This is a genomic window from Collinsella sp. AM23-17 (genome assembly GCF_003470945.1).
GTDB classification, from domain to species: Bacteria; Actinomycetota; Coriobacteriia; order Coriobacteriales; family Coriobacteriaceae; genus Collinsella; species Collinsella aerofaciens_O.
Genome location: NZ_QRHU01000002.1, coordinates 96,273 through 109,879, shown reverse-complemented (window position 1 = coordinate 109,879; position 13,607 = coordinate 96,273). Strand labels below are relative to the sequence as shown.

Sequence of the window (13,607 nt, the reverse complement as noted above, 5' to 3'; positions counted from 1 at the left end):
AAAAACGCCCTAGGGCACAACCAAAGGAGAACTACCATGGCAGATCAGAAGACCTTCGAGCGCGTTTGCGACGTTATCCGCGAGACCGCCGGCCTTGACGATGTCGAGATGAAGCCCGAGTCCACGCTCGAGGAGATTGGCCTCGACAGCCTGGGCACCGTCGAGATTCTCGTCGCCGTCGAGGACGAGTTTGGCATCCAGCTCGATACCGAGGAGAACCCTAAGACGGTCGGCGAGTTCGTCGATACGGTTGAGGCGGCATTGGAGAAGTAGAGATGCTCAAGACTCCTCTCTGCGAGCTGCTCGGCATCGAAAAGCCCGTGTTCCAGGGCGGCATGGCCTGGATTGCCGATGCCTCGCTGGCGTCCGCAGTGTCCGAGGCGGGCGGCCTAGGGATTATCGCGGCGATGAACGCCGATGCCAACTGGCTACGCGACCAGATTCACGAGCTGCGCGCCAAGACGGATAAGCCTTTTGGCGTCAACGTCATGCTCATGAGCCCGTTTGTCGACGAGGTCGCACAAGTGGTGATTGATGAGCGGGTGCCCGTTGTGGTGACCGGCGCCGGCAATCCCACCAAGTACATGAAGGCCTGGGGCGATGCGGGCATCAAGGTTATTCCCGTCGTGGCTTCGGTGGCTCTGGCTCGCCTCGTGGCGCGTCGCGGAGCCACTGCCGTGGTTGCCGAGGGCACCGAATCGGGCGGCCATATTGGCGAGACTTCGACGATGGCACTGGTGCCGCAGGTTGTCGATGCGGTCGATATTCCCGTGGTTGCGGCTGGCGGCATCGCCGATGGCCGCGGTGTGGCGGCCGCCTTTATGCTCGGCGCCGCCGGCGTGCAGGTGGGAACACGCTTTCTGGTCGCAAACGAGTGCACCGTATCGGAGCAGTACAAAGAGCTGGTGCTCAAGGCGGGCGACACGTCGACGCGTGCGACCGGTCGCTCGACGGGGCATCCGGTTCGCGCCCTCAAGAGCCCCTTCACTAACGCGTATGCCAAGAGCGAGGCGGCGGGCGCAAATGCCGAGGAACTCGAGGCCATGGGCACGGGCGCGCTTCGTAAAGCCGCAAAGGACGGTAATTACGAAGAGGGCTCGTATCTGTGCGGACAGATTGCTGGCATGGTCAACGAACGCCAGAGTGCACGCGAAATCGTCGACGATCTGGTCGATGGCGCCGAGCATGTCCTGAAGGGTGCGTCCGCATGGGTAGCGTAGCGTTTCTATTTGCCGGTCAGGGTGCCCAGCATCCCGCGATGGGCGTCGACCTGATCGAGACATCGCCGGCGGCTGCCGAGGTGTTCGCCATTGTCGACGAGGTGCGCCCGGGGACCAGTGAGCAGTGCCGAAGCGCCTCCAAGGAGGAACTCTCGCAGACCGAGAACACGCAGCCGTGCGTGTTCGTTCACGATCTGGCAGCGGCTGCCGCCCTGCGTGAGCGCGGCGTGGTACCTGCCGCCTGTGCGGGTTTTTCGCTTGGCGAGGTCGCCGCGCTCACCTTTGCGGGGGCGTTCGATACGCGAGCGGGCTTTGAGCTCGTGTGCGAGCGCGCGGCGCTGATGGCCGCGGCTGCCGAGCGCCATCCGGGCGGCATGCGCGCCGTCATCAAGCTCGATGCGGCGCAAGTCGAGAACCTGGCAAAACAGGCCGGCGAGGACTGCTGGCCGGTCAACTACAACAGTCCGCAGCAGACGGTTGTTGCCGGAGCGCCCGAGGCGCTGCAGGAGCTCGACGTCCTAGTAAAAGAGGCTGGCGGCCGCGCTATGAAAGTCGCGGTGTCGGGCGCATTCCATAGCCCCTATATGGCCGAGGCGACTGAGGGGCTGGCGACGTATATCCAAGCCGGCCACGCGCCGTCACCGCTGCTGATTCCGGTCATGGCAAACATGACGGCGGCGCCCTATCCGGCGGACCCGCGAGCGGCATCGGATGTCTTGGCCAATCAGGTGAGTCATGCCGTTCGTTGGGTCGACACGCTGCATACTCTGCAGAATCAGGGCATCGACACGTTTATTGAGGTCGGCCCTGGCAAAACGCTGTCGGGCCTGGTCAAGCGTACGCTGAGCGACGTTCGCGTGTATTCGTGCGAAACGGCCGAGCAGGTCGCAGCTATTGCCGACGAGCTCGCATAGTCCACAGGGCTGTAACCCGAAAGGAATGACATGGGCAACTTGAACAACGGCGCGCTCGAGCGCAACGACTCACGTCGCGTGGCACTGGTCACGGGCGGCTCGCGGGGTATCGGCCGCGCCTGCGCTGTCGGTCTGGCGGAGGACGGCTTTGATATCGCCGTCGTCTATGCCGGCAGCGTCGATGCGGCGCGCAAGACGTGCGAAGCCTGTGAGGCGGTTGGCGCCACGGCACGCGCATATCAATGCGACGTGGCCGATCCCGCTGCCGTCAACGCGTGCGTGGAAGCGGTCCTCAACGACTTTGGTTCCATTTGGGCGCTCGTCAACAACGCCGGCATCACCCGCGATGGCCTGCTCATGCGCATGGGCGATGACGCATTCGATCGCGTGCTCGATGTCAATCTCAAGGGAACATTCAATATGACGCGCGCGCTCACCAAGACCTTTATGCGCCAGCGCGGCGGTTGCGTCGTCAACATGAGCTCGGTCGTGGGCCTGATGGGCAATGCCGGGCAAGCCAACTACGCTGCTTCCAAGGCGGGCGTGATAGGGCTTACCAAGGCGGTGGCGCGCGAGCTTGCGCCTCGTGGCGTACGAGCGAACGCGGTCGCCCCCGGGTTTGTCGAGACAGATATGACGGCAAAGCTCTCGGAGAAGGTGCGTACGGCAACCGAGGAACAGATTCCCCTTAAGCGCATGGCACGTCCCGAGGAAGTGGCCGGCGTGGTGCGCTTTTTAGCGAGCGATGCGGCTGCTTACATTACGGGCGAGGTCGTGCGCGTCGACGGCGGAATGGCGATGTAGAAACCAGGGCCGAAGAACGGCTTGGATGAGGAGACCATGATGGAACAGAGAGTTGCAATCACCGGCATCGGTGCCGTATCGCCGCTCGGCAACACCGCGCTTGCCACCTGGGCGGCCATGTGCGCCGGGACCTGTGGCATCGGCCCGATCACGCACTTCGATACCGATGCGTTTACCGTCAAGGTGGCGGCCGAAGTCAAGGGCTTTGACGGCAACGAGTACTTTGGCAAGCGTGACGCCAAGCATCTGGACCCCTGCGTTCAGTTTGCGATGGCGGCTTCGGACGAGGCAATGCACGATGCGGGCTTTGATGTCGAAGGCGCCATCGATCGTGAGCGCCTGGGCGTCTACGTGGGCTCGGGCGTGGGCGGCATGACGACGCTCGTCGACAACGTCCACACGATCGCCGATCGTGGACCTCGCCGCGCATCGCCCTATATGATTGCGATGATGATCCCCAACATGGCTTCGGGCAATATCGCGATCCGCCACAAGGCAAAGGGACCGACCCTGCCAGTCGTGACTGCTTGCGCGACCTCGGCCCATGCGGTGGGCGAGGCGTTCCGCGCCATCAAGCACGGCTATGCCGACGCGATCCTCGCGGGCGGCGCCGAGGCGGCCATTATCCCCGATGCCGTTGCAGGCTTTACGTCCTGCCGCGCATTGACCACCAACCCCGATCCTGCGACGGCTTGCCGCCCGTTCGATGCAGACCGCGACGGCTTTGTGATGGGCGAGGGCGCTTGCGTGCTGGTACTCGAGAGCATGGAACATGCGCAGGCGCGCGGTGCGCACATTTATGCCGAGGTCGTGGGCTACGGCAACACCGATGATGCTTATCACATCACGAGTCCCGATCCCGAGGCCGCCGGCATTGCCCGCGCGATATCGCTGGCGGTGGCCGAGGGCGACGTCAAGCCTTCCGAGGGCCTCTACATCAATGCCCACGGCACCTCGACCAAGCTTAATGATTCGTCCGAGACGGCGGGCATTAAGCGAGCGCTCGGCGAGGACGCGGCGCGCGCCGCACATGTCTCGTCGACCAAGTCGATGACGGGGCACATGATCGGTGCCACGGGGGCCATCGAGGTCATGGCCTGCGCCATGGCACTCGAGCAGGGCGTGGTGCCGCCGACCATTAACTACCACACGCCCGATTCCGCCTGCGATCTTGATTACACGCCCAATCGCGCGGTTCGCGCCGACCTTACCTGGGCGCTTTCGACCAACCTGGGCTTTGGCGGGCACAACGCCGCCATCGCGCTGCGTAGATATACGAGGAGCTAGAGCATGGATTCCAAAAGACTTGCCGAGATAGCCGATGTGATGGAGGACCGCGGCCTCACGCGCGTACGCGTTGAGGAGCCCGATGGCACCGCGGTCGAACTCGAGCGCGCGAGTGTGGCGCAGCCGGTTGCCGTGCCCATGCCTATGCCGAGCGCCATGGCCGCTCAAGTTGCAGCTCCCACAGTCGCGCCTGCCGCACCGGAACCCGCCACGCAGACACCTGCCGCCGCGCCGGAGCCCAAGGGCACCGAGGTGACTGCTCCCATGGTGGGCGTCTTCTATGCTGCCCCTGCGCCGGGCGACGAGCCATTTGTGCGCGTGGGCTCCAAGGTCAAGGCCGGCGAGACCCTCTGCATCATCGAGGCCATGAAGGTTCTCAACGAGGTGACGGCCGAGGCAGACGGTGAGGTGCTCGAGATCTGCGTGGCCGACGGCGACCTCGTGGAGTTTGGCAGCTGCCTCATGAGGATCGGATAGGTGATATCCATGAACAAAGAAGAGCTCAAGAAGCTGTTACCGCATCGCGAGCCGATGCTTTTGCTCGACGAAGCCGAGCTGGTGGGCGACGAGGCCCACGGCAAGATCACGATTACAGGCGACGAGTACTTTTTGCAGGGACATTTTCCGGGAAACCCGGTCGTTCCCGGCGTGATTCAGTGCGAGATGCTCGCCCAGAACTGCTGCGTGCTGCTGATGGGCGATGAGGAGGCGCGCGGCGCGACGCCGTTCTACACGAGTCTGGACAAGGTGCGCTTTAAGCGTCCGGTGCGCCCGGGCGACACGGTGGATCTAGTGTGCTCCATCACGCGTGCGCGCGGGCCGTTCCGCTTTGCGACGGGTACTGCGAGCGTCAACGGTGAGGTTTGCTGCCGCGCCGATATGTCTTTTGCACTCATGCACGAAAGTTAAGGAAGGCTTCATGTTCGACAAAGTGCTCATCGCCAACCGCGGCGAAGTCGCGGTTCGTGTTATCCGCGCGTGCCGCGATATGGGCATCAAGACCGTCGCCGTTTATTCCACGGCCGATGCGGACGCGCTGCACGTGCAGCTTGCCGACGAGGCGTATTGCATCGGCGGCCCGCGTCTTGCCGAGAGCTACCTCAACGACGATGCCGTGCTCACCTGTGCCGTAAAGTCGGGGGCAAAGGCGATCCATCCCGGCTATGGCTTTTTCTCCGAGAAGGCGAGCTTCGTGCGCGACTGCGACAAGTACGGTCTGGCGTTTGTCGGTCCTTCGGCCGAGGTGATCGACAGCATGGGCGACAAGGACGCCGCACGCCGAACGGCTGCTGCCGCGGGCGTGCCCATCGTGCCGGGCTGCGATTTGCTCAAAAGCCCCGAGGAGGCGACGGCCGAGGCCGAGCGCATCGGCTGTCCCGTGCTCATCAAGGCGCGTGCCGGCGGTGGCGGTCGCGGTATTCGCAAGGTCGAGCGCGTGGAAGACGCGGCAAAGGCGTTCATCGAGGCGCGTGCCGAGGGCGAGGCCGTTTTTGGCGACGGCGAGTGCTACATGGAGAAGTTCGTCGCGCCGGCGCATCACGTTGAGGTACAGATTATGGCCGATAAGCAGGGCCATGTGTTTTCACTCGGCGAGCGCGAGTGCTCGGTGCAGCGCCGCAACCAAAAGCTGATCGAGGAGAGCCCCGCGCCGTGCCTCGACGGACGCGACGATATTCGTGCCCGTATGCACAAGGCGGCGCGCGACTTGGCTCGTGCCGTCGGTTATGAGGGCGCTGGCACCATCGAGTTTCTGTACTCGGACGACGGCAATTTCTACTTTATGGAAATGAACACGCGCTTGCAGGTGGAGCATTCGGTTACAGAGTTTGTAACCGATACCGACTTGGTCAAGTGGCAGCTGCGCGTGGCAGCCGGCCAGCCTCTGCCCTTTGAGCAGGAGGACATGCCGGTGCGCAACCACGCCATGGAGTGCCGCATCAATGCCGAAACGCCGGACTTTCTGCCGTCGTGCGGAACGGTCACCGCGTTGCGTGTGCCGGGTGGCCCGCGCGTGCGCTGGGATTCCGCCATGTTTACCGGTGCGAAAGTTCCGCCGTACTACGACTCCATGCTCGGCAAGCTCATCGTGTGTGCGCCCACGCGTGACGGCGCCATTCGCAAGATGCGCTCGGCCCTGGGCGAGCTCGTGATTGGGGGCGTGAGCGAAAACAGCGAGCTTCAGCTCGACGTGCTGGCAAACGACGAGTTCTTGTCGGGCATGTATCACACCGATCTGATGGGGCATCTCTATGCTGATGAATAGGAAAGCGAAGACGGTCAACGTCCTCGAGGGGCCGATGACCGAGTCATGCGCCGAGTTTCCCGCGCGCCACGTGTTTATCAAGTGCCCGGAGTGCCGCCGTGTGATCGATGAGGCACGCCTGCACGACAACCTCGAGGTGTGCCCCCGTTGCGGCAAGCACTTTCGCGTGAGTGGGCGCGACCGTATGCGCATGACGGTCGACGAGGGCACGTTTGAGGAATGGGATGCTAATCTGGCGTCGGAGGACTTCCTCTCGTTTCCCGGTTATGCCGACAAACTCAAGAGCGTGAGCGAGCGTTCGGGCGAGCGCGATGCCGTTGTGTGCGGCAGGGGCAAAATCTGCGGTTGCGATACCGCACTCTTCTTTATGGATGCCAACTTTATGATGGGCTCGATGGGCTCCGTGGTGGGCGAGAAGATCTGTCGCACATTTGAGCATGCGACCGAGCTGGGATTGCCAGTTGTCGGCTTTACCGTTTCGGGCGGTGCGCGCATGCAAGAGGGCGTGACATCGCTTATGCAGATGGCCAAGATTTCTGCGGCGGTTAGGCGCCACAGCGAGGCGGGCGGCCTGTATATCACGGTGCTCACCGACCCCACGACCGGCGGCGTAACCGCGAGCTTTGCCATGGAGGGCGACATTATCCTGGCCGAGCCCGATGCCCTGACGGCATTTGCCGGCCCGCGCGTGATCGAGCAGAACATGCACAAGCGCCTGCCCAAGGGATTTCAGCGCTCCGAGTTTTTGCTGGAGCACGGCTTTTGCGATGCCGTTGTTCTGCGTGGCGAGATTGCGCTCACGGTAGGCGAGCTGCTGGCGCTGCACGAAGGGCGCGCGCCCGGCCTAGGGGCTCCGCATGAGATCGTGCATATGGGTCGTCGCGGCAAAAAGCTGGGACACTTGTTTAAGCGCTCGGCGGCACCAAAAACCGCGCTCGAGATTGTCAAGCAGACCCGCTCGGCAGATCGCGCCACGGCAGGCGAGATGATCTCGCTGGGCCTGGATGGATTTGTGGAGCTGCACGGCGACCGTTACTTTGGTGACGACGCCGCCGTGGTGGGTGGCATTGGCTGGAAAGACGGACGTCCCGTGACGGTTATCGCTATCGAGCGCGGCACCACGACCAAAGAGCGCATGCGCCGCAACTTTGGCATGGCGCATCCCGAGGGCTACCGCAAAGCGCGTCGCCTTATTCGCCAGGCCGAAAAGTTTGGTCGACCGGTTCTGTGCCTGGTCGATACTTCGGGCGCGTTTTGCGGCATCGGTGCCGAGGAGCGCGGCCAGGGCGAGGCGATTGCCCAGAATCTCATGGAGATGAGCGGCCTTAAGACGCCGATTGTCTCGGTTGTGACAGGCGAGGGTGGCTCTGGTGGCGCGCTGGCGCTGTCCGTGGCCGACCGCATCCTGATGCTCTCGAGCTCGGCCTATTCGGTCGTGAGCCCCGAGGCCTGTGCGTCGATCCTGTGGAAGGATACCGAGCGCGCGAATGAGGCCGCCGAGGCGCTTAAGCTCACGGCCCCCGATCTGTTGGCGCTCGGCATTATCGATGGCATTGTTGACGATAGGGGCCTGTCGCATGAGGAGATCGCCGGTGCCGTCATGTCCTCGGCATTTGATGCCTTCGATACGCTTGGGCAGCTCGACGACGCGACCCTCACAAACCTCCGCTACGAAAAGTACCGCGCAATCGGTCAGTACCGCACGATGTGACAAAGGGACAGCCCGCATGTCACATTGGGAAAGGCGTTCCATGTCACAAGTTTCTAACACCTCGTTTACAACGACGGTTTCATCAAACGCCATGGCCGTGGTGGACTATCTGTCCAAAAGCATGATGTCGGCGCTGCCCTTTATTGTTTGCGCGGCGTTGTTCCGCACCGCCGCCGTCATTATGGGCGAAGGCATGCTGGGCCTGTGGTCTGCCGATTCCGAAATCTATCGCCTGTTCTACAGTTGGCTCTATAACGCCGGCTACTACTTTTTGCCCATTTATCTTGGTTGGGCGGCCGCCCGCCAGCTCGGTTGCTCGGAGCAGCTGGGCATGATGCTGGGCGGCGTATTGATTGCGCCCGATCTGCTTAAGCTCGTTGATGCCGCATCGACGACGGGGGCATCGATGACTTCCGTGTATGGTCTGTTTCCCGCGCCGGTCAACGATTACACGACGACTGTTATTCCGGTCCTTATCTCGGTGCCTGTGCTATGGCGAGTGGAGTGTTTCTTTTCGCGCATTATCCCTAAGGCCGTGGCGTTTTCGTTCGTTCCGCTTGCAACCATGCTCGTCATGGTTCCGGTTTCGCTGTGTATTACAGCGCCGGCGGGCAGCTATCTGGGCATGCTGTTGGGCCAGCTTATGTTTATGCTTGGCAATTCCGGTGGCATCGTGTCGCTGCTCACGCTCATGGGGCTTGCCGCGGGTTGGGAGTTTCTTAAGATCGCGGGCATCAGCAGCGTTGTCCTATCGCTTGCGTACGCGCAGTTTATGAGTGTGGGAACGGATTCGTGCATCCTGATTGCCGCGACGATGGCGACGTTCGCCGTTTGGGGCATGCCTTTTGGCGCGTCGCTTCGCGTTGCGGATAAGGACGAGAAGGCGCTCATGCTGGGCTATTCAATCTCGGGTGTTCTTGGCGGCGTAAGCGAGCCGGCGCTGTACGGTTGCGGCTTTAAATATGGCAGGTGCCTGACGTGCATGGCCATTGGCGGTGCCGTCGGAGGCCTTGTTGCGGCCGTGGGCCACGTTACGGCCTATACCATCGGCATGACGAATGTCCTCATGGTCATTGGCTTTGCCACGGGCGGCATCTCGAACCTGCTGTGGTGCTGTGCTGCCGGCGGTGTGGCATTTGCGGTGTCTGCGGCGCTGAGCTACTGCTTTGGCGTGGTGCCGGCGAAGGGGCAGACGACGGAGGACGGAGCCGATTCACCCGAAACAGTGGCGAGCGCTGCTGAAGTGAGCGCATAAACCTGTGCGACACAAGGACGATTCCTTTGTCATGTTCCAAGGCCGTGGCCCGTGCGGGTTGCGGCCTTTTTGTATCTGGAGGACAAAGTGGCTACACTACAATCCGTTTGAGCAATAGATATATAGGTAGTACCGTGGGGGCGGATGCAGATGGTCGAGTGGATTGTTAAGCGCGCGCAGGGCGACCGTGCGCGCGTGGGCACGTTGACGGGCGTGGTGTGTATTCTCGCCAATGTGGCACTATGTGCTGCGAAGGGCGCAATTGGTGTGGTTTCGGGATCGGTTTCGATCGTGGCGGATGCCATGAACAACCTGTCCGATGCTAGCTCGAACATCGTGAGCGTGTTGGGCTTTAAGCTGGCGAGCAAGCCGGCCGACCCCGAGCATCCTTACGGCCACGGTCGCTACGAGTATCTCTCGGGTCTGGTCGTGGCGGCACTCGTACTGCTGATCGGCCTTGAGCTTATCAAGTCCTCGGTTGAGCGCGTCATCCACCCCGAACCTGTCGAGTTCTCGCTTGCCCTGGTGGCAGTCCTTGCGCTTTCGATGGTCGTAAAGCTTTGGATGGCGGCCCTCAACCAAAAACTCGGCGATCGCATTGAGTCCGAGACGCTGCATGCGACCGCGCAGGATTCCAAGAACGATGTTCTAGCCACGGGCGCCGTGTTGGCGTGCGCGATTGTTTCGCAGGTGACGCATATCAATCTAGATGCATGGGTCGGCCTTGCCGTTGGCGCCTATATTGGCTGGAGCGGCTTTGAACTCATCCAGGATACGGTGAGCCCGCTTTTGGGCCAGGCGCCCGATCCTAAGCTGGTCAAGCACATTCGAGACAAAATCATGAGCTACCCCGGCGTTTTGGGCGTTCACGATTTGATGGTTCACGACTACGGCCCAGGCAGAAAGTTCGCAAGTGCCCACGCCGAGATGGCGGCTGAGGCCAGCCCGCTGGAAAGTCACGACACGCTCGACAACATTGAACAGGCATTTAGGAACGAAGACGGCATGATTGTCACGCTCCATTACGACCCCATCGTGACCGACGATCCAAAGGTGGCGAGCATGCGTCTGCGCGTCAACGCTATGGCTCAAGAGATTGATAGCCGCCTCTCGATCCACGACCTACGCTGTGTTCCGGGCCCCACGCACACCAACGTGATCTTTGACTGCGTGCGTCCCTCGGATCTGCAGATGAGTGCCGAAGACTTAAAGCACGCGCTGGCACAACGGGTCGAATCGGAATATCCCAAGTCGATTGCCAAGATCACGATCGACGAAGACTACGTAGGGCATACTCACGAGTAAGGCTGTGCCGGCAAAGCAGGTTATGCAGAAGGGGAGAGCATGAAGAAGCTGTATCTACTCCGCCACGGTCAGACGGAGTTCAACGTCAAAAAGCTGGTCCAGGGCCGCTGCGATTCTCCGTTGACCGATCTGGGCCGCAAGCAAGCGGGAATGGCAGCCGCATGGCTCAAAGCCCACGGCGTCGTCCCCGACAAAGTGGTCTCTTCGCCCTTAGGCCGAGCCATGGACACGGCAAGTCTCGTCGCAACCGAACTCCTCGGCCGGGATGCAGCAGTCGAGCCCTGCGAAGGCATCATCGAGCGCAGCTACGGCACCTTCGAAGAAGGCCCCCACGACGCCCTACCCACCGACGTCTGGGACCCCGGCGAGGACCTGATCCCATTTGGCGGAGAAGGAAGCCATGCCCTGCAGGAGCGCATGGTGGGCACCCTCACCAATCTCATGGGCGCCGAGGGCATCGAAACCCTCCTAGCAGTAAGCCACGGCAGCGCCAGCCGCCAATTCGTCAAGGCTGCAGCCCCAGAGGGCTTCGAGCTCCCAACAAAACTCCCCAACTGCGCCATCATGATCTTCGATTTCGATGGGGAAAAGCTACAAGCAGAAGGCGAGCCAATGCAATGTAAGTTCACCCTCCAGCAAATAGTGGACCCCCAACAAAGTAATTAGCTGAGCGAGCAGAGTTAAGCAGACATCAACGTGTCGTCTCCCGAGCACGGCGGAGGGCCGGAGAAATATATTAAGGTCATCGCGAGTTCCGCACGCAAAGGAGAGCACTTAATGTGCTCTCCGTCTTGCGCAGGACTGTAGAGCAGGGACCTTAATATATTTCTCCGGCCCTCCGCCGTGCTCGGGAGCCATCCATGCACTTTACCTGCGTAAACAATGTGAGTGAAATATGAATCTCGATGGATACGCCCGCAGCCGTGTATACTAAACAGCTGTGTGAAACCAGGGGAGTATTCTGGCTGGACAAAATGCCTGCTTAATAGGGTTGTCAGGTAGTCCGGGCGTAATACAAGACTGGGGAGCACGTCGTGTAAGTAGTGGTCCTCTAGGGGCGTACGCTCGGTGGTGTACGCATTGTCCCAAGACCACGCGAGAGTTGGGATCATATCTTGATCAGCATGATTCTCGGCCGCAAGATTGGCATGACCCAGGTTTGGGACGAGGACGACAACGTCGTTCCCGTCACGGTCATCCAGGCTGGCCCCTGCGCTGTCTCGCAGGTTAAAACTCAGGCAACCGACGGCTATGACGCCGTCCAGATCGGTTTCGGCGACATCAAGGCCAAGAACGTGAACAAGCCCATGGCTGGTCACTTCGCCAAGGCTGGCGTCGAGCCTGTCCGCTTCCTTCGTGAGGTCCGCGTCGAGAACGGCGAGGAGCACAAGGTCGGCGAGGTCGTCACCGTCGCTGATTTCGCTGATGTCGAGAAGGTCGACGTCATCGGTACCTCCAAGGGTAAGGGCTTCCAGGGTCGCATCAAGCGCTGGGGTCAGCGCCGCGGTCCTATGACGCATGGTTCTCACTTCCAGCGTCACCCCGGTTCTATCGGTCAGTGCGCCTATCCTGCGCGCGTCCTCAAGGGCGTCAAGATGGCCGGTCACATGGGTAACGAGCGCGTTACCGTCAAGAACCTTTCCGTTGTCCGCATCGATGCCGAGCAGAACCTCATCTTGGTCAAGGGCGCTGTCCCGGGTGCCAAGAATGGTCTCGTCGCCATCCGTATGGCCTAAGGGCCCAGCCCATTTAGCCCAGCGTCATACCAAGGAGAACACTTAAATGGCAAAGTTTGAAGTAAAGAACAGCGAGGGCAAGAAGGTCGCCGAGGCCGAGCTCGCCGCTGAGGTGTACGGCATCGAGCCGAACATCCACGTTATGCACCACATCGTCAAGTGCCAGATGGCCTCTTGGCGTCAGGGCACCCAGTCTGCTAAGGGTCGCTCTGAGGTTTCCGGTGGCGGCAAGAAGCCTTGGCGTCAGAAGGGCACCGGCCGTGCCCGCCAGGGTTCCATCCGTGCTGCCCAGTGGCGTCACGGTGGCGTTGTCTTCGCCCCCAAGCCCCGTTCCTACGCTAAGCGTATGAACAACAAGGAGGTCAAGCTGGCTATGCGCTCCGCGCTGTCCGCCAAGCTGGCCGATGGCGAGCTCGTGCTCGTCGACGACTACGGCTTCGAGAAGCCTTCCACCAAGGCTGCCGTCGCCATGCTCAAGGCTCTCGGCCTTGAGGGCAAGCGTCTGACCATCATCGTTCGCGATGAGGACGTCAACGCCTACCTGTCGTTCCGCAACATTCCCAAGACGTTCATCATCACTGCCGACGAGGCCAACACCTACGATCTCGTCAACAACAACGCTGTGCTGATGCCCGCCGACATCGCCGCTCACTTCGGGGAGGTGCTTGCATAAATGACCGCCCACGAGATCATCATCCGTCCGATCGTGTCCGAGCGTTCCTTCTCCGGCATGGAGCTGAACAAGTACACGTTCGAGGTCGCCAAGGATGCTAACAAGTATCAGATCAAGGACGCTGTCGAGGAGATCTTCGGCGTCAAGGTCGTTCGCGTGAACACCCTGACGGTCAAGCCCAAGACCAAGCGCGTGCGCTATGTCGCCGGCAAGACCCGTTCTTGGAAGAAGGCCATCGTCACGCTGGCCGAGGGCGACACCATCGAGGTCTTTGGCAACCAGGCCTAAGACTCGCTGCTGTTGAGTGAGCTCATGCCTCCCAAATAGGGGAGGCGAGAGCTCAAGGTTTCGGGCGTATAAAATGGACACGCCCGGAACCGTGTATACGTCCGGTGTCATCGCACCCGAGGCAGAACCTCGAATCCCTGTCTGCGATGGC

15 protein-coding genes are annotated in these 13,607 nt (G+C 61.4%); all 15 read left to right on the top strand.

The genetic code is table 11. The annotated features are described in order from the left end of the window. Positions 1-36 precede the first annotated feature (36 nt). The 15 genes from DW645_RS01340 (at position 37) to rplW (ending at position 13,456) form a co-directional block, all read left to right on the top strand. Positions 37-273: an acyl carrier protein gene (locus tag DW645_RS01340; RefSeq protein WP_117583074.1), complete on the top strand. Its 237-nt coding sequence runs from the start codon at positions 37-39 to the stop codon at positions 271-273. Positions 274-275: 2 nt separating this feature from the next. Further along, positions 276-1,220: an enoyl-[acyl-carrier-protein] reductase FabK gene (gene fabK, locus DW645_RS01335; protein WP_118225887.1), complete on the top strand. Its 945-nt coding sequence runs from the start codon at positions 276-278 to the stop codon at positions 1,218-1,220. After that, positions 1,208-2,134, top strand: coding sequence for an ACP S-malonyltransferase (locus DW645_RS01330; RefSeq protein ID WP_118225885.1), 927 nt, complete (start codon positions 1,208-1,210; stop codon positions 2,132-2,134). The genes fabK and DW645_RS01330 overlap by 13 nt, the downstream gene beginning before the upstream one ends. Before the next feature lie 30 nt (positions 2,135-2,164). After that, entirely contained in the window at positions 2,165-2,938 is a 774-nt protein-coding gene (gene fabG / locus DW645_RS01325) for a 3-oxoacyl-[acyl-carrier-protein] reductase (protein WP_089572490.1), read from the top strand. A 39-nt stretch (positions 2,939-2,977) separates the two neighbouring features. Then, a complete protein-coding gene (gene fabF, locus DW645_RS01320; protein WP_117629228.1) occupies positions 2,978-4,225 on the top strand; it encodes a beta-ketoacyl-ACP synthase II in 1,248 nt (415 codons plus the stop codon). 3 nt (positions 4,226-4,228) lie between these two features. After that, positions 4,229-4,702: an acetyl-CoA carboxylase biotin carboxyl carrier protein gene (gene accB, locus DW645_RS01315; protein WP_117629227.1), complete on the top strand. Its 474-nt coding sequence runs from the start codon at positions 4,229-4,231 to the stop codon at positions 4,700-4,702. A gap of 9 nt (positions 4,703-4,711) precedes the next feature. After that, complete coding sequence (gene fabZ / locus DW645_RS01310; RefSeq protein WP_099432064.1) at positions 4,712-5,134, top strand: 3-hydroxyacyl-ACP dehydratase FabZ; 423 nt, start codon at positions 4,712-4,714, stop codon at positions 5,132-5,134. Positions 5,135-5,144: 10 nt separating this feature from the next. Next, positions 5,145-6,488 carry an acetyl/propionyl/methylcrotonyl-CoA carboxylase subunit alpha gene (locus DW645_RS01305; protein WP_118225883.1) on the top strand — a complete coding sequence of 448 codons (1,344 nt, stop codon included), beginning with the start codon at positions 5,145-5,147 and terminating at the stop codon, positions 6,486-6,488. After that, a complete protein-coding gene (gene accD / locus DW645_RS01300) occupies positions 6,475-8,199 on the top strand; it encodes an acetyl-CoA carboxylase, carboxyltransferase subunit beta (RefSeq protein WP_118225881.1) in 1,725 nt (574 codons plus the stop codon). The genes DW645_RS01305 and accD overlap by 14 nt, the downstream gene beginning before the upstream one ends. 40 nt (positions 8,200-8,239) lie before the next feature. Beyond that, on the top strand, positions 8,240-9,454 hold the full coding sequence (locus tag DW645_RS01295; protein ID WP_118225879.1) for a PTS fructose transporter subunit IIB: 1,215 nt from the start codon (positions 8,240-8,242) through the stop codon (positions 9,452-9,454). A 150-nt stretch (positions 9,455-9,604) separates the two neighbouring features. Further along, entirely contained in the window at positions 9,605-10,759 is a 1,155-nt protein-coding gene (locus DW645_RS01290) for a cation diffusion facilitator family transporter (RefSeq protein ID WP_233540681.1), read from the top strand. Positions 10,760-10,798: 39 nt separating this feature from the next. Then, a complete protein-coding gene (locus tag DW645_RS01285; RefSeq protein WP_118225875.1) occupies positions 10,799-11,425 on the top strand; it encodes a histidine phosphatase family protein in 627 nt (208 codons plus the stop codon). A gap of 449 nt (positions 11,426-11,874) precedes the next feature. Further along, complete coding sequence (rplC, locus tag DW645_RS01280) at positions 11,875-12,495, top strand: 50S ribosomal protein L3 (protein ID WP_035137484.1); 621 nt, start codon at positions 11,875-11,877, stop codon at positions 12,493-12,495. A gap of 46 nt (positions 12,496-12,541) precedes the next feature. Beyond that, positions 12,542-13,168, top strand: coding sequence for a 50S ribosomal protein L4 (rplD, locus tag DW645_RS01275; RefSeq protein ID WP_006235032.1), 627 nt, complete (start codon positions 12,542-12,544; stop codon positions 13,166-13,168). Further along, the gene (rplW, locus tag DW645_RS01270; RefSeq protein WP_022094197.1) at positions 13,169-13,456 is read left to right on the top strand and encodes a 50S ribosomal protein L23; all 288 of its coding nucleotides are present in this window, start codon (positions 13,169-13,171) and stop codon (positions 13,454-13,456) included. The last annotated feature ends 151 nt before the right edge of the window (positions 13,457-13,607 follow it).